General features: G+C 72.6%; 21 protein-coding genes and 1 riboswitch. Of the genes, 15 read left to right on the top strand and 6 right to left on the bottom strand.

Going from position 1 to position 20,224, the window contains the following annotated elements; genetic code table 11:
- Nucleotides 1-82 precede the first annotated feature (82 nt).
- The 5 genes from ACPPVS_RS14505 (at nt 83) to pcrA (ending at nt 5,542) form a co-directional block, all read left to right on the top strand.
- The gene (locus ACPPVS_RS14505) at nt 83-1,387 is read left to right on the top strand and encodes a PspC domain-containing protein (protein WP_426592960.1); all 1,305 of its coding nucleotides are present in this window, start codon (nt 83-85) and stop codon (nt 1,385-1,387) included.
- Nucleotides 1,384-2,040 carry a LuxR C-terminal-related transcriptional regulator gene (locus ACPPVS_RS14500; RefSeq protein ID WP_426592959.1) on the top strand — a complete coding sequence of 219 codons (657 nt, stop codon included), beginning with the start codon at nt 1,384-1,386 and terminating at the stop codon, nt 2,038-2,040. Before ACPPVS_RS14505 ends, ACPPVS_RS14500 begins: the two co-directional genes overlap by 4 nt.
- Nucleotides 2,041-2,107: 67 nt before the next feature.
- Nucleotides 2,108-2,458 carry a hypothetical protein gene (locus ACPPVS_RS14495; protein WP_426592958.1) on the top strand — a complete coding sequence of 117 codons (351 nt, stop codon included), beginning with the start codon at nt 2,108-2,110 and terminating at the stop codon, nt 2,456-2,458.
- 46 nt (nt 2,459-2,504) lie between these two features.
- Nucleotides 2,505-2,987, top strand: coding sequence for a DUF456 domain-containing protein (locus ACPPVS_RS14490; RefSeq protein ID WP_426592957.1), 483 nt, complete (start codon nt 2,505-2,507; stop codon nt 2,985-2,987).
- 50 nt (nt 2,988-3,037) lie between these two features.
- Complete coding sequence (gene pcrA, locus ACPPVS_RS14485) at nt 3,038-5,542, top strand: DNA helicase PcrA (RefSeq protein WP_426592956.1); 2,505 nt, start codon at nt 3,038-3,040, stop codon at nt 5,540-5,542.
- A 12-nt stretch (nt 5,543-5,554) separates the two neighbouring features.
- Here pcrA and ACPPVS_RS14480 read toward each other — a convergent pair whose 3' ends face one another.
- The 3 genes from ACPPVS_RS14480 to ACPPVS_RS14470 all read right to left on the bottom strand — a co-directional run bounded on the left by ACPPVS_RS14480 (nt 5,555) and on the right by ACPPVS_RS14470 (nt 6,816).
- A complete protein-coding gene (locus tag ACPPVS_RS14480; RefSeq protein ID WP_426592955.1) occupies nt 5,555-5,920 on the bottom strand; it encodes a hypothetical protein in 366 nt (121 codons plus the stop codon).
- A gap of 117 nt (nt 5,921-6,037) precedes the next feature.
- Nucleotides 6,038-6,604 (bottom strand): Clp protease N-terminal domain-containing protein, encoded by a 567-nt coding sequence (locus ACPPVS_RS14475; protein ID WP_426592954.1) that lies wholly within the window; start codon nt 6,602-6,604, stop codon nt 6,038-6,040.
- A complete protein-coding gene (locus ACPPVS_RS14470) occupies nt 6,604-6,816 on the bottom strand; it encodes an RNA polymerase subunit sigma-70 (RefSeq protein WP_426592953.1) in 213 nt (70 codons plus the stop codon). The genes ACPPVS_RS14475 and ACPPVS_RS14470 overlap by 1 nt, the downstream gene beginning before the upstream one ends.
- A gap of 189 nt (nt 6,817-7,005) precedes the next feature.
- Here ACPPVS_RS14470 and sucC point away from each other — a divergent pair, with 189 nt between their 5' ends.
- The 3 genes from sucC (at nt 7,006) to ACPPVS_RS14455 (ending at nt 10,552) form a co-directional block, all read left to right on the top strand.
- Nucleotides 7,006-8,187, top strand: a complete 1,182-nt coding sequence (sucC, locus tag ACPPVS_RS14465; RefSeq protein WP_426592952.1) for an ADP-forming succinate--CoA ligase subunit beta — start codon at nt 7,006-7,008, stop codon at nt 8,185-8,187.
- Nucleotides 8,188-8,223: 36 nt separating this feature from the next.
- Nucleotides 8,224-9,099, top strand: coding sequence for a succinate--CoA ligase subunit alpha (gene sucD / locus ACPPVS_RS14460; protein ID WP_426592951.1), 876 nt, complete (start codon nt 8,224-8,226; stop codon nt 9,097-9,099).
- Nucleotides 9,100-9,217: 118 nt separating this feature from the next.
- Nucleotides 9,218-10,552 carry a DUF6350 family protein gene (locus ACPPVS_RS14455; RefSeq protein WP_426592950.1) on the top strand — a complete coding sequence of 445 codons (1,335 nt, stop codon included), beginning with the start codon at nt 9,218-9,220 and terminating at the stop codon, nt 10,550-10,552.
- A gap of 2 nt (nt 10,553-10,554) precedes the next feature.
- Here the strand turns inward: ACPPVS_RS14455 and ACPPVS_RS14450 are convergent, their stop codons facing one another.
- On the bottom strand, nt 10,555-11,109 hold the full coding sequence (locus ACPPVS_RS14450; RefSeq protein WP_426592949.1) for a hypothetical protein: 555 nt from the start codon (nt 11,107-11,109) through the stop codon (nt 10,555-10,557).
- Nucleotides 11,110-11,271: 162 nt separating this feature from the next.
- Here ACPPVS_RS14450 and purN point away from each other — a divergent pair, with 162 nt between their 5' ends.
- Both purN and purH read left to right on the top strand, forming a co-directional pair.
- Nucleotides 11,272-11,856: a phosphoribosylglycinamide formyltransferase gene (purN, locus tag ACPPVS_RS14445; RefSeq protein WP_426595988.1), complete on the top strand. Its 585-nt coding sequence runs from the start codon at nt 11,272-11,274 to the stop codon at nt 11,854-11,856.
- A gap of 14 nt (nt 11,857-11,870) precedes the next feature.
- Nucleotides 11,871-11,958, top strand: a riboswitch (ZMP/ZTP riboswitch).
- Entirely contained in the window at nt 11,954-13,582 is a 1,629-nt protein-coding gene (purH, locus tag ACPPVS_RS14440; protein ID WP_426592948.1) for a bifunctional phosphoribosylaminoimidazolecarboxamide formyltransferase/IMP cyclohydrolase, read from the top strand. Its footprint overlaps the riboswitch before it by 5 nt.
- 12 nt (nt 13,583-13,594) lie before the next feature.
- On the opposite strand, the gene ACPPVS_RS14435 is transcribed toward purH, so the two are convergent.
- Entirely contained in the window at nt 13,595-14,848 is a 1,254-nt protein-coding gene (locus ACPPVS_RS14435; RefSeq protein ID WP_426592947.1) for an NAD(P)/FAD-dependent oxidoreductase, read from the bottom strand.
- A 35-nt stretch (nt 14,849-14,883) separates the two neighbouring features.
- Between ACPPVS_RS14435 and ACPPVS_RS14430 the strand changes: the two genes are divergently transcribed.
- Nucleotides 14,884-15,393 carry a DUF3017 domain-containing protein gene (locus ACPPVS_RS14430; protein WP_426592946.1) on the top strand — a complete coding sequence of 170 codons (510 nt, stop codon included), beginning with the start codon at nt 14,884-14,886 and terminating at the stop codon, nt 15,391-15,393.
- 78 nt (nt 15,394-15,471) lie between these two features.
- Here ACPPVS_RS14430 and ACPPVS_RS14425 read toward each other — a convergent pair whose 3' ends face one another.
- Nucleotides 15,472-16,506, bottom strand: coding sequence for an MIP family channel protein (locus tag ACPPVS_RS14425; protein ID WP_426592945.1), 1,035 nt, complete (start codon nt 16,504-16,506; stop codon nt 15,472-15,474).
- Nucleotides 16,507-16,808: 302 nt separating this feature from the next.
- Between ACPPVS_RS14425 and ACPPVS_RS14420 the strand changes: the two genes are divergently transcribed.
- The 4 genes from ACPPVS_RS14420 to ACPPVS_RS14405 all read left to right on the top strand — a co-directional run bounded on the left by ACPPVS_RS14420 (nt 16,809) and on the right by ACPPVS_RS14405 (nt 20,197).
- Nucleotides 16,809-18,026: an NADP-dependent isocitrate dehydrogenase gene (locus tag ACPPVS_RS14420; RefSeq protein ID WP_426592944.1), complete on the top strand. Its 1,218-nt coding sequence runs from the start codon at nt 16,809-16,811 to the stop codon at nt 18,024-18,026.
- Nucleotides 18,027-18,117: 91 nt separating this feature from the next.
- Nucleotides 18,118-18,675: a hypothetical protein gene (locus ACPPVS_RS14415; RefSeq protein WP_426592943.1), complete on the top strand. Its 558-nt coding sequence runs from the start codon at nt 18,118-18,120 to the stop codon at nt 18,673-18,675.
- A 70-nt stretch (nt 18,676-18,745) separates the two neighbouring features.
- Nucleotides 18,746-19,735 (top strand): malate dehydrogenase, encoded by a 990-nt coding sequence (locus tag ACPPVS_RS14410; RefSeq protein ID WP_426592942.1) that lies wholly within the window; start codon nt 18,746-18,748, stop codon nt 19,733-19,735.
- A gap of 90 nt (nt 19,736-19,825) precedes the next feature.
- Nucleotides 19,826-20,197 (top strand): hypothetical protein, encoded by a 372-nt coding sequence (locus tag ACPPVS_RS14405; protein ID WP_426592941.1) that lies wholly within the window; start codon nt 19,826-19,828, stop codon nt 20,195-20,197.
- Nucleotides 20,198-20,224 lie beyond the last annotated feature (27 nt).

The raw sequence follows: 20,224 nt of genomic DNA, 5'->3' as shown, positions 1-20,224 counted from the left end.
CACCCTGAACCTGGCGGCTCGCAGCCCTGAAGGGGCCCCGAGATGCACCCCTGGTGGCGCCCGGGCGTGTGACGATCGGACCGTGCACCCCACCGAACCGCTCGTCGCCCCGCGACGGCTGCCGCTGCGGCGCCCCGTGCGCGGGCGCTGGTTCGGTGGCGTCGCGCTCGGGCTCGCTGCCCACCTCGACCTGCCGGTCGCGCTGGTGCGGCTCGCGTTCGTGGTCCTGACGCCCGTGGCCGGCATCGGGCCCGTGCTCTACGCGTTCTGGTGGCTGTCGATCCCGGTCGGCGATCCCGCCGACGCCGCCCAGGCCGTGCGGCCGAGCACGTTGACCCGGCTGGCGCGCCGGCAGAACATCGTCGAGCCCGGCCGGCAGATCCCGGTCACCGACATCGCCATCGGGGCGGTCCTGGTCATCGCGGCGGTGCTGCTCATCGCCGTGCGGGCGGGAGCCGACGTCCAGGTGGACTGGCTGCTGCCGGCGCTCATCGTGCTCGCCGGGCTGTGGTTGGCGTGGAGCCAGCTCGACGCCGCGCAGCGGGACCGGCTGCGCGACCGCGCCGGCGGCCGGACGCCGGTGAGCGTCCTGCGGGTCGCCGGCGGCATCCTGCTGGCCGGCGTGGGGGTGCTCCTGCTCATCGGTCTCGCCTCGGGCCAGGGTGTCGAGCCCGCGACGCTCGCCCAGTCGATCATCGCGGCGATCGTGATGCTCGGCGGCGTCGCGCTCGTGCTGACGCCGTGGTGGCTGCGGCTGGTGCGCGAGCTCGGCGACGAGCGCGCCGCCCGGGCACGCGAGTCGGAGCGCGCCGACATCGCCGCGCACCTGCACGACTCCGTGCTGCAGACGCTCGCGCTGATCAGGTCGCGTGCCGACGACTCCGCAGAGGTGGCTCGGATGGCGCGCGCGCAGGAGCGCGAGCTGCGCGAGTGGCTCTACGACGACCGCCCCGCCCCGGGCACCTCGCTCGCTGCGTCGCTGCGGGAGATCGTCGCCGAGGTCGAGGACTCCCGTTCCGGACCGTCCGGGGACCCGGTCGCCATCGAGTCGGTGGTGGTCGGTGACCGCGTGCCCGACGCGGACACCGAGGCGCTCCTGCAGGCCACCCGCGAGGCCCTGGTCAACGCGGTCGTGCACGGGCTGCCTCCCGTCTCGCTGTACCTCGAGGTCGGTGCGTCGCAGGTCGAGGTGTTCGTGCGAGACCATGGCGAGGGGTTCGACCTCGACGAGGTCGCGTCCGACCGCTTCGGCGTGCGCGAGTCGATCATGGGACGCGTCCGCCGCCGCGGAGGTACCGCGACCGTGACGTGCCGACCCGGTCACGGCACCGAGGTCCACCTGCTGGTGCCGGTGTCCTCCGGCACGGACGAAGGAGGAGCGCGATGAGCGACGTCGTGGATGTGGTGCTGGTCGACGACCACCACATGTTCCGCACGGGCGTGAAGGCGTCGCTCGACGCCGGCGTGCGGGTGGTGGGGGAGGCCGACACCGTCGACGAGGCGATCCGGCTCGTCCGGACGCTGACCCCGCCGGTGGTCCTGCTGGACGTGCACCTGCCCGGTGGCGACGGCGGCGGTGGCGCCGAGGTCATCCGTGCATGCGCGGATCTCCTGGGCGCCACCCGTTTCCTCGCCCTGTCCGTGTCGGACGCGTCCGAGGACGTCGTCGCCGTCATCCGTGCCGGCGCTCGCGGGTACGTCACCAAGAACATCGACGGAACCGACCTGTCCGACGCCGTCCGTCGCGTGGCCTCCGGGGACGCGGTCTTCTCGCCGCGCCTGGCGGGTTTCGTGCTCGACGCGTTCGGGTCGTCGGCGGGGGACGTCGCGATCGGCGACGACGAGCTGGACCGTCTGTCGGCTCGCGAGCGGGAGGTCATGCGGCTCATCGCTCGTGGCTACTCCTACCGTGAGGTCGCGTCCGAGCTGTTCATCTCGATCAAGACGGTCGAGACGCACGTCTCCGCGGTCCTGCGCAAGCTCCAGCTGTCCAGCCGCCACGAGCTGACCCGCTGGGCCGCCGCCCGTCGACTGCTGTAGCGGGGTCCGCGCGGTCTTTCGACGTCGGCTTTTCTGACGCCGCGTCAGATACCGTAGGATGGTCGGCATGCACCTCGTCTACGAACTGCTCGTCGTCCTGCACCTGCTCGGCTGGGCGATCGTCCTCGGCGGAACGCTCGTCTCCCTGCGGCAGCCGCGGATCGCGCCCGGCGTCCTGCACGGCATGCTCACCGCGCTCGTCACCGGGATCGTGCTCGCCGGGCTCGCCTCGGCCGGGGGCTGGACGGACCACGAACCGAGCAGCACCAAGCTCGCCGTCAAGCTCGTCATCGCCCTCGTCGCCACCTTCCTCGTCGTGCGCGGGGTCCGTAAGCCGGCCGTGGTCACCACGGGCTACCTCGGTGCGATCGCCGGCCTGGTCGTGGTCAACGTCGGGATCGCTGTCATCTGGAACTGAGCCTCACCGGGCGGTCGTCGGGCGTGATCGGGCCTAGGGTCCCGACGTGGCAACCATCGGGGACGTCGTCGTCGGGATCGCGATCGTCGTCGGCCTTGTCGGGGTCGTCGTGCAGGTGCTGCCCGGGCTGTTCCTCGTCGCCGCTGCCGTCATCACCTGGGGCGTCGTCACGGGCGGCCCGGTCGGCTGGACGGTGGTCGCGGTCGCCGTGCTGGCCACCGGGCTGGCGTTCGTCGGCGAGTACCTGCTGGCGGGGCGACACCTGAAGAAGGCGGGCGTGCCGTTCTCGACGATGGTCGTCGGCGGCCTGCTCGGCATCGTCGGGTTCTTCGTCATCCCGGTCGTGGGGCTGCTGGTGGGGTTCGTGGCCGGCGTGTTCCTGGCCGAGCTGCTGCGCGCCCGCGACCCGCGCACGGCGTGGCGGTCGACGGTGGCCGCGCTGCAGGCCACCGGGCTGACCATCCTCGTGGAGCTCGCCGGGGCGCTCGTGACGACGGCGGCGTGGATCGCCGGACTCGTCCTCGCGTAGTCCACAGGAGGGCCGTCGATGTGGGCGGCGACGCCTACCCTTGGACTGCCATGACCTCGCTCTTCGACAGCCTCTCGCTCTCCGTCCCCGGCGTTCCCTCGCGACCGCCCCGGGACGCGTCCGCCGTCCTCCCGTCCGGTCTCGCGCCGCGCAGCGACGACGAGGAGTCGGAGGCCGCGGCGCAGGAGCGGCTCGCCCGGCAGCAGGCCAAGGCGGACGCGCTGGTGGACGGGCTGAACCCGCAGCAGCGCGAGGCCGTCCTGCACCACGGCGGACCGTTGCTCATCGTCGCGGGGGCCGGCTCGGGCAAGACGCGCGTGCTCACCCACCGCATCGGGTACCTGCTGGCCACGCGGCGGGCGCGCGCCGGCGAGGTCCTCGCGATCACGTTCACCAACAAGGCCGCAGCCGAGATGCGCGAGCGGGTGGAGCAGCTGGTCGGACCCGCGGCGGGGCGGATGTGGGTGTCCACGTTCCACTCCGCGTGCGTCCGGATCCTGCGCCGCGAGGCGGGCACGCTCGGGCTGCGGTCCAGCTTCTCCATCTACGACGCTGCGGACTCCCAGCGGCTGCTCACGCTCGTCGCGCGCGAGCTCGACCTGGATCCCAAGCGCTACCCGGCCAAGGCGCTGGCCAACAAGATCTCCAACCTCAAGGACGAGCTGGTCGACCCGGAGACGTTCGCCGCGACCAACGGCAACGGCGCCACCAACGACTTCGACGCCGCGCTCGCGCAGGTCTACACGCGCTACCAGGCGCGTCTCAAGCAGGCGCACGCGCTCGACTTCGACGACCTGATCATGACGACCGTCCACCTCCTGCAGGCCTATCCGGCCGTCGCCGAGCACTACCGCCGGCGGTTCCGGCACGTGCTCGTCGACGAGTACCAGGACACCAACCACGCGCAATACGTGCTGGTCCGCGAGCTGGTGGGCTCGGGCCGACCCGACGACGAGGTCCCGCAGGGCGAGCTGACCGTGGTCGGCGACGCGGACCAGTCGATCTACGCGTTCCGCGGTGCCTCGATCCGGAACATCCTCGAGTTCGAGGCCGACTACCCGGACGCCCGGACCATCCTGCTCGAGCAGAACTACCGGTCGACGCAGAACATCCTGTCGGCCGCGAACGCGGTGATCAGCCGCAACCCGGGGCGGGCGGGCAAACGCCTGTGGACCGACTCCGGGGCGGGTGCGCAGATCGTCGCGTACGTCGCGGACACCGAGCACGAGGAGGCCCGGTTCGTCGCGGAGGAGATCGACCGGCTCGGCGACTCCGACAGCGTGCGACCCGGTGACGTCGCGATCTTCTACCGCGCGAACGCCCAGTCCCGTGCGCTGGAGGAGGTGCTCGTCCGCGTCGGGCTGCCCTACAAGGTCGTCGGCGGCACGCGGTTCTACGAGCGCAAGGAGATCAAGGACGCGATCGCCTACCTGCGCGCGATCGCCAACCCCGACGACGACGTCAACCTCCGCCGCATCCTCAACGTGCCCAAGCGCGGGCTGGGGGACCGCTCCGAGGCGATGGTCGCGGGGTTCGCGGAGCGGGAGCGGATCTCGTTCGGCGCCGCGCTGGAGCGTCTCGACGAGGTGCCGGGCCTCGGCACCCGAGCGATCGTCGGGCTCGGCTCGTTCGCGGAGATGATGTCGGAGCTGCGCTCGCTGGCCGCGGAGGCCGCCCCCGCCGAGGTGCTGGGCGCGGTGCTCGACCGGTCCGGGTACCTCGCGGAGCTGCGCGGGAGCGACGACCCGCAGGACGCCTCCCGGGTGGAGAACCTCGCCGAGCTGCACGCGGTCGCCTCCGAGTTCTCGGCCAGCGACCCCGAGGGTGACCTGGCCGACTTCCTCGAACGCGTCTCGCTCGTCGCCGACTCCGACCAGATCCCGACGCCCGACGAGGCCGATCCGGACGCCCCTGTGCGCCCCGATCCCGGTGTGGTCACGCTCATGACGCTGCACACCGCCAAGGGCCTGGAGTTCCCGGTCGTCTTCCTCACGGGCATGGAGGACGGGACGTTCCCGCACCTGCGCTCGCTGTCCGACCCCGACCAGCTCGAGGAGGAGCGGCGCCTCGCCTACGTCGGCCTGACCCGCGCGCGGGAGCGGCTGTACATCTCGCGCGCCGCCGTCCGTACGGCCTGGGGCGTGCCCAACGAGTTCCCGCCCAGCAGGTTCCTGGACGACCTGCCCGACGAGCTCATCGACTGGCGCCGACGCGAGTCGTCGACGTCGCAGCTGCGCGGCGGCTGGGGCTCGGGCTACGGGACGAGCGGCGGGTACCGGAACCAGTCCTCGGCCGGCGGGTACCGCAAGCAGGAGCGCGAGCCGCGTCCGCAGTCGCTGCCCTCGACGGGCGCGACGTTCGGGTCGGCGACGCCCCGGCCGGACTCCGCGATCCCGCAGCTGGCCGTCGGTGACCGGGTCACGCACGACTCCTACGGTCTGGGCACCGTGATCGCGATCGAGGGTGCCGGGCCGAACGCGGTGGCCAAGGTGGACTTCGGCAGCGACGGCACCAAGCGGCTCCTGCTGCGGTTCTCGCCGGTCACCAAGCTCTGAGCGACCGGCCGGCTACACGTAGCGGTGCAGCTTGACCGCCTCGTCGAACGTCAGTGACGGCAGCTGGCGCCGGACCTCGGTGACGCCGGCGAACTCGCCGTGCTCGGCCCGCGCCGCGCGGACGAGGCCCACGTCCAGCTGGCTACGGGCGGTCTCCAGCGGGGTCACCCGGCCTCGGGCGACCCCCCGGTCGTACCGCGCGGTCAGCGCCCATGCGATCAGCAGGAGCGCGACCAGGATCGCGACGACGGCCACGCCCAGGTACCACTTGCTCGTCGACTCGACGGTCAGCCCGCCCAGGGCGAGCGCGACGATGGTGAACAGGGTCAGCATCGTCCGGCGGCTGCGCCGCTTCGTCGCGCCGGTCTGGTTGGTCACGGTGTCCTGCCGATCTCGTCTGGTCGTCGGTAACGAGGGTACGGCGCGGACCTTGGTGGGCGGTGCGCGCCCGGACGGCCTGCGGCGGGCGCAGGGTGCCCGACGAGGGCAGGAAGATCACGGCAGGCCGGCCGGGTCCTGCGCCCACGCGGCGTAGACCGCCTGGCGGACGTCGTCGTCGCCCAGGCCCAGCCCGTCGAGCGACCGGGCGGCGCGCGGGTCGTCCACCCGGACGACGGCGAGCAGCAGATGGCCGGTGTCGATGCGGCGGTGCTTGAGCCGGACGGCTTCCCGGAGCGCGATCTCGAGAAGCTTCTTGGCCTGGGCGTCGAGCGGCTTGTGCCCGGACCGCGTCGTGCAGGGCGCCGTCGCGGCGACCTTGTCGTCGAGGGCCCCCGGCCCGAACTCGGCCTCGACCTGCGCCCGGACGGCTTCGAGGTCGATGCCGACCCCGGCAAGCGCGTCGGCGTCCAGCGCGTCCGACGGCAGCCCGCGCACGGCCGCTCGGACGGCGGCCTCGTCGACGCCCAGCCGGGCCAGCGCGCGCGCCGCCACGGTCTGGGGCGTCCGGACGGCGCCCAGGAGGAGGTGCTCGGCGCCCACGTGGTCCGCCCCGACGGCGTTGGCCTCCTCGACCCCGAACCCGACGGCGTCGCGGGCGTCGCCCGTGAATCTCTCGAACATCAGCCGAACCTCTTCCCGTACTTCTTGTGGACCGCCTGGCGGGACACGTCGAGCGCCGCGGCGACCTGCTGCCAGGACCACCCCAGCTCCCGGGCGCGTTGGACGTGCAGCGTCTCGAGGCGGTCGGCCAGCGCTCGCAGCGCGCGCACGGCGCGCAACCCCTCGGCCGGCTCGGACGCCCCCGCGGCGGCGGTCATGAGCTCTTCGGACATGACTGTCAACCTACGTTGACAATTTCCGAGTGTCAACCCAAGTTGACGGCCTCGTACGAATTCCGCGTGAACGTCGTGCACGCCACATCTCTCGACGTCGAGCGATCCCTGACCGGCCGCTACCATCGATCGGGGCGTTTCGGCCGAACCGAGGCCGTCGAGCGCCGGTGATGAGAGGACCCAGACCAGGTGGACCTGTTCGAGTACCAGGCACGTGACATCTTCGAGAAGCACGGCGTCCCCGTGCTGGGTGGCGTCGTCGCCACGACCACCGAGGAGGCCCGCGCCGGCGCGGAGCAGCTTCTGGGTGGTCAGCCTGGCGTGGTCGTCGTCAAGGCCCAGGTCAAGGTCGGGGGTCGCGGCAAGGCGGGCGGAGTCAAGCTGGCGCGCTCCGTGGACGAGGCGGCCGAGAAGGCCGACGAGATCCTCGGCATGGACATCAAGGGCCACACCGTCCACCGCGTGATGATCGCCGCCGGCGCCAAGATCGCCACCGAGTTCTACTTCTCGCTGCTGCTGGACCGTGCCGAGCGTCGCTACCTGGCGATGTGCTCGGTCGAGGGCGGCATGGAGATCGAGCAGCTCGCCGTCGAGCGCCCGGACGCGCTGGCCAAGGTCGCCGTCGACCCGCGCACGGGCATCGACCAGGCGAAGGCCGACGAGATCGTGGCCGCCGCGGGCTTCAGCCCGGAGCTGGCCCCGAAGGTCGCGGCGGTGCTGCAGACGCTGTGGACCGTGTACAAGGAAGAGGACGCCACGCTCGTCGAGGTGAACCCGCTGGTCCTCACGGAGGACGGCGACATCGTCGCGCTCGACGGCAAGGTCACGCTCGACGAGAACGCGGGCTTCCGGCACCCGGAGCACGAGGAGCTCCAGGACAACGCCGAGACGGACCCGCTCGAGACACGCGCCAAGGCGGCGGACCTCAACTACGTCAAGCTCGACGGCGAGGTCGGCATCATCGGCAACGGCGCGGGGCTCGTGATGAGCACCCTGGACGTCGTCGCGTACGCCGGCGAGAAGCACGGCCACGTGAAGCCGGCGAACTTCCTCGACATCGGTGGCGGCGCGAATGCGCAGATCATGGCCGCCGGTCTGGACATCATCCTGACGGACCCGCAGGTCAAGTCCGTGTTCGTCAACGTCTTCGGCGGGATCACGGCGTGCGACGAGGTGGCCAAGGGCATCGTCGCCGCGCTCGAGATCCTCGGCGACGAGGCGTCGAAGCCGCTCGTCGTCCGCCTGGACGGCAACAACGTCGTCGAGGGACGTCGGATCCTCGCGGAGGCCGCGCACCCGCTGGTCACGCTCGCAGAGACCATGGACGGCGGCGCCGACAAGGCAGCCGAGCTCGCCCACGCTGCGGCCTGAGCCACACCCCTGAACCAGAGAGAAGCTGACACACACATGGCGATCTTCCTGACCGAGGCATCCAAGGTCATCGTCCAGGGCATGACGGGGGCCGAGGGCCAGAAGCACACCACCCGCATGCTCGCCGGCGGCACGTCCGTCGTCGGAGGCGTGAACCCACGCAAGGCGGGCACGTCCGTCGCGTTCGGCCAGGTGGAGGTGCCCGTCTTCGGCACCGTCGCCGAGGCCGTCGCCACGACCGGCGCCGACGTCTCCGTGATCTTCGTCCCGCCGGCCCACACCAAGGCCGCCGTCGTCGAGGCGATCGAGGCCGGCGTGCCGCTGGTCGTGATCATCACCGAGGGCGTCCCGGTGGCCGACACGGCCGAGTTCTTCGCGCTGGCGCAGGAGAAGGGCGTGCGGCTCATCGGCCCCAACTGCCCCGGCCTGATCAGCCCCGGAAAGTCCAACGTCGGCATCATCCCGGCGGACATCACGGGCCCGGGCCGCGTCGGCCTGGTCTCGAAGTCCGGCACGCTGACCTACCAGATGATGTACGAGCTGCGGGACTTCGGGTTCTCGACGGCGATCGGCATCGGCGGCGACCCGATCATCGGCACCACGCACATCGACGCGCTCGCGGCGTTCGAGGCGGACCCCGAGACCGAGGTCATCGTGATGATCGGTGAGATCGGTGGCGACGCCGAGGAGCGGGCCGCCGCCTACATCAAGGAGCACGTGACCAAGCCGGTCGTCGGCTACGTCGCCGGCTTCACGGCCCCCGAGGGCAAGACCATGGGCCACGCCGGCGCCATCGTCTCGGGCTCCTCGGGCACCGCGCAGGCGAAGAAGGAGGCCCTCGAGGCGGCCGGCGTCAAGGTCGGCAAGACGCCGTCCGAGACCGCCGCGCTCGCCCGGGAGCTGCTGGGCTGAGCCCTCACCCGAGCCGTCCGACGAGGAGGCGTCGACCCGACCGGGTCGGCGCCTTCTCGCGTCCGACGCGCCGGGCGATGTTCTCCGTCTGCGTTCGAACGGCAGCGACGATGGCACGGTGAGCGTCACCCGCAACGTCCTCGACCGCACCCGACCGCGGTCCCGCGGGCGACGTCCGGCGGCCGGGACCGACCAGTTCTTCGCCAGCGCGCTCGACGGCGCCCCGCGGTGGGTGGCCGGCGTCCTCGCGGCGCTCCAGGCGGCCCTGCTGTCGTTCCTCGTGATCGTGCTGCCCGCCATCGCCGCCTATGTGGCCACGTCCGCCGACCCCTCCAACGACGGCGTCGGCTGGTTGCGGTCGGTCGGCGTCGGGGCGTCGATCTGGTTGCTCGGGCACGGCGTGCCCGTCGCCGTCGGAGCGGTCTCGGTGACGATCGTGCCGCTCGGCGTGACGATCCTGGCCCTGTTCACCTGCTACGCCTCCGCCCGGCGCTCCGGCCTGGCCACCTGGCCCGGCTACACGGCGGGCGTCGCGGCCTACGCGCTGGTCACGGTCGTCGCGTCCCTGCTCGTGGGCGTCCACGGACTCGGCCTCGCACGGGCGGTCGTCGGCGGGGTCGTCGTGTCCGGTCTCGGGCTCGGCGCCGGGCTGCTGGCCCGCCCCGAGGCGCCGGCCTGGCGGACGCTGACGCGGCCCGTCTGGACGCGGGTCCCGCCGGCCGTCCGGACCGGTTCGGCCGCCGGTCTGCTCGCGCTCGCCCTGCTGTTCGTGGTCGCCGCCGCGGTCGCGACGCTCTGGGTGCTGGCGGGCCGAGCGACCATCGGCGACGTCGTGCGCGGGCTCGGCCTCGACGCGGTCGGTGGCCTCGTGCTCGCCTTCGCCGAGCTGGCCTTCGTGCCCAACCTCGTGGTCTGGGCGACCGCGTGGCTCACCGGCAACGGCTTCTCCGTCGGCTCCGGGACGCTGTTCGCACCCGACGCGGTGGTCGGTGGACCGCTGCCCGCGGTCCCGATGCTGGGCGCGCTGCCGACGCCCGACGTCGCCGGACCGGCGACCAGCATCGTGCCGATCGTGCTGGTCGGGATCGGGGCCGTCGTCGGCCTGTACGTGCACCGCCGGCTGCGGGCCACCCGGTGGTGGCACGGGGCGGCCGCGTCCGGCATCGCGGCACTGACCCTCGGCGTCCTGCTCAGCATCCTGGTCGCCCTCGCCAGCGGCAGCGTCGGTCCGGGCCGGCTCGCGCACGTCGGCGCGCAGGGGGTGCTCGTCGGGCTGCTGGCGGGCGCCGGCGTGCTGATCGGCGCACTGCTCATCGCCGTACCGTCCGACCCGCTGGTGCGCGCCGAGCTTCGTCGGCTCCTCGGCGGTGCGATGAGCAGGGCACAGCGGGGACGGCGAGAGGACCACCGGGATCTCGACGACGAGCTGCCGGTCGACGACCCGGTCGGCTGAGCTCAGCCCCCGACGCCGAGCTTCTCCCGCTGGACCTTCAGGTCCTTCTGGTACTGCGCCTCGCACCGTTCGTGGGCAGAGACGGTGAGGGCGCCGTCCAGGCACGCCTGCCGGTCCAGCCCGGCCTGCAGGCTGACCGCGGGCGCGGCCATGGCCATCGACCACAGGAACGCGACGACCAGGCCGGCGGTGAGGATGATCGGCAGGGTGCCGCGCACGTGTGCCTGACCTGCGACGACGAGCGCCCACACACCGATGCCGATGGCGGCCAGACCCAGCACCGCGGCGCCGAGGGACCACGGCAGCCGCATGAGGCTGACCAGCACCGACGCCAGGACCGTCAACGCGAACAGGCGGGCGATGCGGCCGGCGCGTGCGGCGCCCTCGGGATCGGTCGGGACCGGGGCGGGCACCGGGGGGCGCGCGCCGCTCTGCTGCCACGCCGGCGGCGGGTGCTGCAGGTAGGGCGGCGGAACCTGGTCCTGCACGGGCGCGCCCGGCCGTTCGCCGTCCGGCTGGCGCGGACGGTCGCCGGGGGGCGCGTACGGGTTGCTCACGTCAGCATTCTCGCCCACGAAGGCCAGGACGTGGACACGCCGCCGGCTGGTGTCCGCGACGGCCGGCACCTCGGGTCGCCCGGTGGTTCGCACGGGTAAGGTCGCCGCGTGAGTCAGCCATATCCCAGCCCACCCACCCGAGCGGCGGGTCGGCTCGTCGTGATGGTGTCCGGCACCGGTTCCAACCTCGCGGCGCTGCTGGCGGCGCACGACGACCCCGGCTACGGGGCGCGGGTCGTCGCCGTCGTCGCGGACCGCCGGGGGATCCGCGCGCTGGACATCGCCGCCGAGGCGGGTATCCCGACCGCCGTCGTGTCGGTCAAGGACTTCGACGACCGGGCGGCCTGGGACGCTGCGGTGGCGGAGACCGTCTCGGTGTTCCAGCCGGACCTGATCGTGCTCGCCGGGTTCATGAAGCTGTTCGGGGCCACGTTCCTCGAGCGGTTCGGCGGCCGGATCATCAACACGCACCCCGCCCTGCTGCCGGCCTTTCCGGGCGCGCACGGCGTGCGGGACGCCCTCGAGTACGGCGCCAAGGTCACCGGGTGCACCGTGATGGTGGTCGACGAGGGCATCGACACGGGCCCGATCCTGGCGCAGGCGGCCGTCGCCGTGGAGCCCGGGGACGACGAGACCTCCCTGCACGAGCGGATCAAGGTGGTCGAGCGGTCGTTGCTGGTCGAGTGGGTGGGGCGGATCGCCCGCGGCGGTCTCACGGTGGACGGTCGCCACGCAGAAGTCGGCTGAGGCCCGCTAGACTCGGCCCTGGTCGTGACTGGCGCAGGTGGGTTCAACCACCGGGAAGCGACCGCAGTTCCCCGCCACGCACCGCCCGCCTGGGTGCATGGGTCCGTTGTTCCGACCCACACCTCCGGGAGCTGCTGTGCCCTCCACCTCGTCTGTCCGGCCCGTCCGCCGTGCATTGGTCAGCGTCTACGACAAGACCGGCCTGACCGAGCTGGCGGCGGCCCTGCACGCCGCCGGTATCGAGATCGTCTCCACCGGATCGACCGCCGCGACGATCGCGGCCACCGGCGTCCCCGTCACCCGGGTCGAGGACCTGACCGGCTTCCCCGAGTGCCTCGACGGTCGCGTCAAGACGCTGCACCCGCGTGTGCACGCGGGCATCCTGGCCGACACGCGCCTGCCCGAGCACCTGCGCCAGCTGGACGAGCTCGGCATCGAGCCGTTCGAGCTGGTCGTCGTCAACCTCTACCCGTTCACCGCGACGGTCGCGTCCGGCGCGTCCGCCGACGAGTGCGTCGAGCAGATCGACATCGGCGGCCCGTCGATGGTGCGCGCCGCGGCGAAGAACCACCCGAGCGTGGCGGTCGTCGTCGATCCCGCTCGGTACGACGAGGTGGTCGAGGCCGTGCACGCGGGCGGCTTCACGCTCGAGGCGCGCCGCCTGCTCGCCGCCGACGCGTTCGCGCACACGGCCGCGTACGACGCCGCGGTGGCGGCCTGGTTCGCCAGCTCCTACGCCCCCGACGACGACAGCGGCTTCCCGAAGGTCGCCACCTCGACGTTCGAACGCGGTGAGGTGCTGCGCTACGGCGAGAACCCGCACCAGTTCGCCGCGCTGTACCTCTCGCCCACCGGCGCGGCCGGCCTCGGTCTGGCCGGCGGCGAACAGCTGCACGGCAAGGCCATGAGCTACAACAACTACGTCGACGCGGACGCCGCCTGGCGCGCAGCGCACGACCACGACGCCCCGGCGGTGGCGATCATCAAGCACGCCAACCCGTGCGGCATCGCGGTCGGCGTGGACGTCGCCGACGCCCACGCCAAGGCCCACGCCTGCGATCCGGTATCGGCGTACGGCGGAGTCATCGCGACGAACCGCACGCTCACCGCGGCGGCTGCGGAGCAGATCGCACCGGTGTTCACCGAGGTCGTCGTCGCCCCGGACTTCGAGCCCGAGGCCGTCGAGATCCTCAGCCGCAAGAAGAACATCCGCCTGCTCAAGGTCACGGGTCTCGACGACGCGACGCACACCACCGAGGTGCGCGCCATCACCGGCGGCACGCTCGTGCAGCAGCTCGACCGCATCGACGCGCCCGGCGACGACCCGACCGCCTGGACGCTCGCCGCGGGCCGGCCGGCCGACGAGGACACGCTCGCCGACCTCGTGTTCGCCTGGCGCGCGGTCCGCGCGGTGAAGTCGAACGCGATCCTGCTCGCCCACGCCGGCGCGTCCGTCGGGGTCGGGATGGGTCAGGTCAACCGCGTGGACTCGTGCGGCCTAGCGGTGACCCGCGCGAACACGGGCGACATCGAACGTGCCCGGGGTGCGGTCGCGGCGTCGGACGCGTTCTTCCCGTTCGCCGACGGCGCCCAGGTGCTCATCGACGCCGGTGTCCGGGCCATCGTGCAGCCCGGCGGCTCGGTGCGCGACGACGAGGTCGTCGCGGCGGCCCAGGCGGCCGACGTGACCCTCTACCTGACGGGCACGCGGCACTTCGCGCACTGAGCGCGGCGAGCGCTACCGCTGCGCGTCGCGCAGGGTGGTGCCCACGTCGCGCGCGAGAGTCCGGTCCAGCCGGGGCAGCGCGGCGGCCGTGAACAGCCGCCGTGCTGCGCCGACGTCGTGGGGGCGGTCGACCGTGAAGGCCGCGCTGACCTGGTCCGTCCCGGGCCGGAACCAGAGCGCACCCCAGCCGTCGGCGCCCGTGGGGTCACCCCGCAGCACCACCTCGTCGTCGACGTGCCGGACGCCGAACAGGGCGAGCTCGTGGCCCAGCTGCGTCGAGAAGACGTACGGCGCCGGGTCGACGACCGGGTCGCCGGTGCCCAGCAGGTCCGCGACGAGGTCCGTCGGGCCCCGCAGCGCGCCGTCCCAGTGACCGCCCGGCACCCAGCCGTGCCGCTGCGAACGCCGCAGGGCGACGTCGCCCACCGCGCGCACGGAGCGGGGCACCCCGAGCACCGCGTGGCGCTCGTCGACGCGCAGCGACCCGTCCGGCTCCTGGGGCAGCGCGGAACCGAGCCACGCGGTCGTCGGCCGCGCCCCGACGGCCGCCAGCACGACGTCGGCAGGCACCAGCGTCCCGTCGGCCAGCGCGACGCCGTTGCCTCCCACCTCGACCACGTGCGCGCCACGCCGCAGGTGCACGCCCACGGCGGCGTACCAGGGCGCGGTGAGCGCACCCACCGCCGGGCCCAGTGCCGCGCCGAGCGGGTCGCCGGTCGCCTCCAGGACGGTGACGTCGAGCCCGGCGGCGGCCGCCACGGTCGCGATCTCCGCGCCGATCCAGCCCGCGCCGATCACGACCAGGCGGGTGCCCGGGACGAGGGCCGCGCGCAGGACGTCCGCGTCGGCGGCGGTGTGCAGGGTGAGCGCGGCCTCCCAGCCGGGCGGTCGAACGGCGTGGGCCCCGGTCGCGACGACGACCGCGTCCGCGCCCAGCGGACCACCGTCGGTCTGCACCTCGACGCCCGCCGCGGTGATCGTGAGGCCGCGCGCGGGGGAGCCCAGGCGCACCTCGTCGGCGAGGACCGGCAGATCGGCGCCGATCTCGTCGCGCAGCCAGGTCGGCGTCGATCGGTCGAGAAGGTGCTTGGACAGGGGAGGGCGGTCGTACGGCGCGATCGGTTCGGCCCCGAGCACGACGACCCGGCCGTCGAACCCGCGTTCCCGCAGCTCAGCCACGGTCCGGGTGGCCGCCAGCCCGCCGCCGACCACCAGCACCGACCGGACGACGCGCTGCGGCCGGCTCGTGGATTCAGGGTCGCTCACCTGGCAACGGTAGTCTCCGGACGGGAGGCAGATCGATGGTGCACGAGCGGACGACGAGCGGTGCGGGGCTCCGCCACGCCGCGCCGACGCGCGCCCAGACGCCACCGTCGGAGCCGCCCGTGCCGGCGGACCCGATCGCCCAGGAGCAACCGGCGGACCCGGTGACGGAGCCGGCGACGGTGCCCGTCACCGAGCCCGCCACCGAGCCCGCGCCGATCTCCGGCCCGGTAGGCGTCGGAGAGGCGCCCGTGGACCCGCGGACGATCGCCCGTGCGTCGCTGGCCGCCGGCCGCAACGCGTCGCTGTGGTGGGTGAGCGCCGGGATCGCCGTCGCCGTCGCGGTGGCGCTCGGCGTCGGCACCAGGACCGGGTCGGCCGTGCTCGCCGCGGTGGTCGCCGCCTGTGGCATCGTGCGGCTGGTCACCCCGGTCCCCGGGCCCGTGGCCCTCTCGGTCCGCGCCCGGTGGCTCGACGTCTCGGTGCTGTTCACGCTCGCGGTCGGACTCGGGCTGTTCGCCGCCGTGCTGCCCGGCGAATGGTTCTGACCCGCGTTCCTCCCGCGCCGGACGCACGAGAGCCCGGGACCGCTGCGGTCCCGGGCTCTCGTCGTGGAGCGAGGCGGATCAGCGCTCGGAGACGATGAGCGTGTCCTCGGTTGTGACGTACTCGTCGTCCTCCTCGAGCAGGTTGTCCTCCTCCGGCGGCTCCGCGGCGAACGCGCGGTAGACCAGGCCGGACAGCGCCGCGCCGACGATCGGGGCGACGACGAAGAGCCACAGCTGCTTCCAGGCCCAGCTCTCGGAGAACACGGCCGCGGCGAACGAGCGGGCCGGGTTGAGCGACGCGTTCGTGATCGGCAGGGCGACCAGGATCAGCACGGCCAGGGCCAGGCCGATGGCCAGCGGCGCCGAGACGTTCTTGGCGCGACGGTCGGTGGCGCCGAGGATGACGCCGACGAAGAGCGCGGTGACGACGAGCTCGACCAGCAGCGCGGAGACCAGCGTGAAGCTGACCTGGCCCTGCGAGGCGGTGGACAGCGGCGAGTGGGCCTCGAAGCCGTTGGCCACGCCGGAGAAGAACGACTTCTTGGTCGCCGTGGTGGAGCCCTGCGCGATCAGGCCGGGCAGCTTGTCCGGGATCGTGGTGAACAGGACCGCCGCGGCGGCCGTGGCTCCCACGAGCTGGGCGAGCCAGTAGGGCAGGACGTCCTTCCAGGCCGTGCGACCCGCGATCGCGGCGCCGACGGTCACGGCCGGGTTGAAGTGGCCCCCGGAGATGTGGCCGACGGCGATGATGCCGGCCAGCAGCGCCAGACCGAACGCCAGACCGACGGCCAGCGCGCTGCTGACACCGCTGACGCTCAGGTACAGCGCGACGCCGAGACCCGCGATCACCAGCAGGAACGTGCCGAACGCCTCGGCGCCGAGCTTCGCGAGCAGGCTGGGCCCGGTCACGACGACGGAGCCGGCGGGGAGGTAGACGGCCTCGTACTCGTCGTACTCCGTCTCCTCGGGCGCCTCGGGCAGTACCTCGGTGGCGACGGGCTCGGCGGCGGCCTCGGTTGCCGGGGCAGCGGGCTCGGGCGTGTTCTCGACGATCGTCTCGTCGGGCTCGGGCTCAGGCAGGGCCGTCGCCTTGTCTGCGTTGTCCTGTGACATGTCGTTCCTGTCGTGAGAATTCGGAGAGGTTGGGGAGGTGCGCGCGGAGAGTGCCACGCCCGCCTGTGTGCTGTTCCAAGCCGCAGGCGCCTGCCCCGTAGATCCCAGCATGCCAGTCCCGCACCGCCAGGGTCACGGTCCGCGCCGATGCGTGACGGGTATCCGGTCTGCGAGGATCGTCCCGGTCGGCATCGGGGAGGCCTGACGAAAGTCTCTCGATGTCGAGTAATCTTGCCCACGGACCTGCGCCGGCACCGTTCGATCGTGCCGAGCCCCACCCGTCCCAGCACAGGAGACTCCGCATGGCGAAGATCAAGGTTGTCGGCCCGGTCGTCGAGCTCGACGGCGACGAGATGACGCGCATCATCTGGCAGTTCATCAAGGACCGCCTGATCCACCCGTACCTCGACGTCGACCTGCGATACTACGACCTGTCGATCCAGAACCGTGACGCCACGGACGACCAGGTGACCATCGATGCCGCGAACGCCATCAAGGAGCACGGGGTCGGCGTCAAGTGCGCGACGATCACGCCCGACGAGGCGCGCGTCGAGGAGTTCGGCCTGAAGAAGATGTGGGTCTCGCCCAACGGCACGATCCGCAACATCCTCGGCGGCGTGGTCTTCCGCGAGCCGATCATCATCAGCAACATCCCGCGCCTGGTGCCGGGCTGGAACAAGCCGATCATCATCGGCCGTCACGCGTTCGGCGACCAGTACCGCGCCACCAACTTCAAGGTGCCCGGCGCCGGCACGCTGACCATGACGTACACCCCGGCGGACGGCTCCGAGCCGATCACGCAGCAGGTGGTCACGTACCCCGACGGCGGCGGTGTCGCCATGGGCATGTACAACTTCAACGACTCGATCCGTGACTTCGCGCGCGCCTCGTTCGCCTACGGCCTGCAGCGCGGCTACCCGGTCTACCTGTCGACGAAGAACACGATCCTCAAGGCCTACGACGGCTCGTTCAAGGACATCTTCCAGGAGGTGTTCGACGCCGAGTACGCCGAGCAGTTCGCCGCGGCCGGCCTGACCTACGAGCACCGGCTCATCGACGACATGGTCGCCGCAGCCATGAAGTGGGAGGGCGGCTACGTCTGGGCCTGCAAGAACTACGACGGTGACGTGCAGTCCGACACGGTCGCGCAGGGCTTCGGCTCGCTCGGCCTCATGACGTCCGTGCTCATGACGCCCGACGGCAAGACGGTCGAGGCCGAGGCCGCCCACGGGACGGTGACGCGCCACTTCCGCCAGCACCAGGCCGGCAAGCCGACGTCGACCAACCCGATCGCCTCGATCTACGCCTGGACCGGCGGCCTCAAGCACCGCGGCGTCCTGGACGGCACCCCCGAGGTCACGGAGTTCGCCAACACGCTCGAGCAGGTCGTCATCGAGACCGTCGAGAGCGGCGCCATGACCAAGGACCTCGCGGCCCTCGTCGGCCCCGACCAGGCCTGGCAGACCACCGAGGAGTTCCTCGCGACGCTCGACGCCAACCTGGCGGCCAAGCTCGCCTGAGCACGCTTCTCGTCCCGACGGCGTCACCGGAGATCGATCCGGTGACGCCGTCGGCGTTCAGGTCCCCGGCCGGGCTGCCGATGGAGCGAACGTGGACGACGAGACGCAGCAGGCAGTGATGGACGTGGTGGCCGGGTGGCAGACAGGTGTCTCTCAGGGCGACGCCGACATGACGTACGACCTGGCGATGTATCGGTGGCAGGTACAGGGGGACGACGACGAGGCTCTACGCCTGCTCGAACCTCTGGCCGGCGCCTCTCACGTCCCCTCGATGCGCGCTGTGGCGCAGCTGTGGGCCCTGCGTGACGAGGAGCCATGGACCCGCACACGGGACGTGCTGACCTCCGCGGCGAGCACGGGGGACGTCCGAGCGTCGTTCCGGCTGGGCAGCTTTCTCCTGCACGACGTGTGCGAGCCGCCCGAGCTGGCGGAGCCGTGGCTCCTGGCAGCCGCGGAGCAGGGCAGCGGCATGGCGATGGGCTTCCTCAGCTCGTTCGTCTATATGCCGCTGGGCAACGATGTCGCCGCGGCGCTGTGGCGGGCGGCAGCGGACGCCGCCGGGCCGGCGGACCGGCCCACGCGCCTCACCGAGGAAGAACGTCTGGAGTCGATCGTCGCGGGCAGCCCCTGGTGGCGGCACGACTTCTGACCGACGCGCCGTGCGTCGTCTGCGGGGTAGCGTGAGGGCGCCGCCGTCGCCGATCGAAGGAGCTCGTTCCGTGGTCAGCTCGCCCGTCACCGTGACCGTCACCGGAGCCGCCGGCCAGATCGGCTACGCGCTGCTCTTCCGGATCGCGTCCGGCCAGCTCCTCGGCCCCGACGTCCCCGTGGTCCTGCGCCTGCTGGAGATCCCGCAGGCCGTGAAGGCGGCCGAGGGCACCGCGATGGAGCTGGACGACTGCGCGTTCAGCACGCTGCACAGCGTCGAGATCTACGACGACGCGAGGGCGGCGTTCGACGGCGTCAACGTGGCGCTCCTGGTAGGTGCCCGGCCGCGGACCGCGGGCATGGAGCGCGGCGACCTGCTGTCCGCGAACGGAGGCATCTTCAAGCCCCAGGGCGAGGCGATCAACGCCGGCGCGGCGGACGACGTGCGGATCCTCGTCGTCGGCAACCCCGCCAACACGAACGCGTTCATCGCTGCGTCGCACGCTCGGGACGTGCCCGGCGAGCGGTTCACGGCCATGACGCGCCTCGACCACAACCGCGCGGTCGCGCAGCTTGCCAACAAGACGCGGTCGTCGGTCTCCGACATCGCCCGGCTGACCATCTGGGGCAACCACTCGGCCACGCAGTACCCGGACCTGTCGCACGCCACGGTCGCGGGCGAGCCGGCGCTCGCGCTACTCGACGACGACGCGTGGGTGCGCGACACCTTCATCCCGACCGTCGCGAAGCGTGGCGCGGCCATCATCGAGGCCCGTGGTGCGTCGTCGGCCGCGTCGGCGGCGAACGCGGCGATCGACCACGTCTACTCCTGGGTCAACGGCACGCCGGCGGGCAGCTGGACGTCGGCGGCCATCGTGTCCGACGGTTCGTACGGCGTGCCCGAGGGCCTGATCTCGTCGTTCCCGGTGACGTCGGACGGCGGGTCGTGGTCGATCGTGCAGGGGCTCGAGGTCGACGACTTCTCCCGCGGCCGGATCGACGCCTCGGTGGCCGAGCTCGTCGAGGAGCGGGACGCGGTCCGGGCCCTCGGCCTGATCTGAGCACCCGGACACGACGTGCGCCTCGCGCTGGGCGCGGGGTCCGGTGCATCGCCGACGCGGGGCGCGTCTCGAAGGGCTATCATTCACTGTATGAATGATGCACCGCGTGAAGGCCGGCTCTGGTGGGCGGCGTTCGCCGTGACCGCGATCAGCGCGTGCGTGAGCCTCGGGTTCGCGATCGAGGCTCTCGTGCGGCTGGGAACCGACGACAGCTCGGCCATGTACGCCGCGTCGCGCAGCGTCGCGCTCGTGGTCGCGGTCGCTGCGGTGGCCGTCGTGCGGTCGCGGCGCGCGCTGATCGTGGTGGCGCTCGCGATGATCGTCGTCCAGGCCCTGGACGCGGTCGTCGGCGTGACCATCGGCGACCTCGTCAAGTCGGTCGGGCCGACGTTCACGGCGGTGCTGAACCTCGTCGTGCTGGTGCCGGTGGTGCGGTCGGTGCGCGCCGAGGCGTCGGCGTAGCGGCGCCGGGGCCAGGCCGCATCACCG

The organism is Cellulomonas sp. McL0617, assembly GCF_049994875.1.
Classification (GTDB): Bacteria; Actinomycetota; Actinomycetes; order Actinomycetales; family Cellulomonadaceae; genus Cellulomonas.
This window is presented reverse-complemented; position numbering and strand designations above follow the sequence as displayed.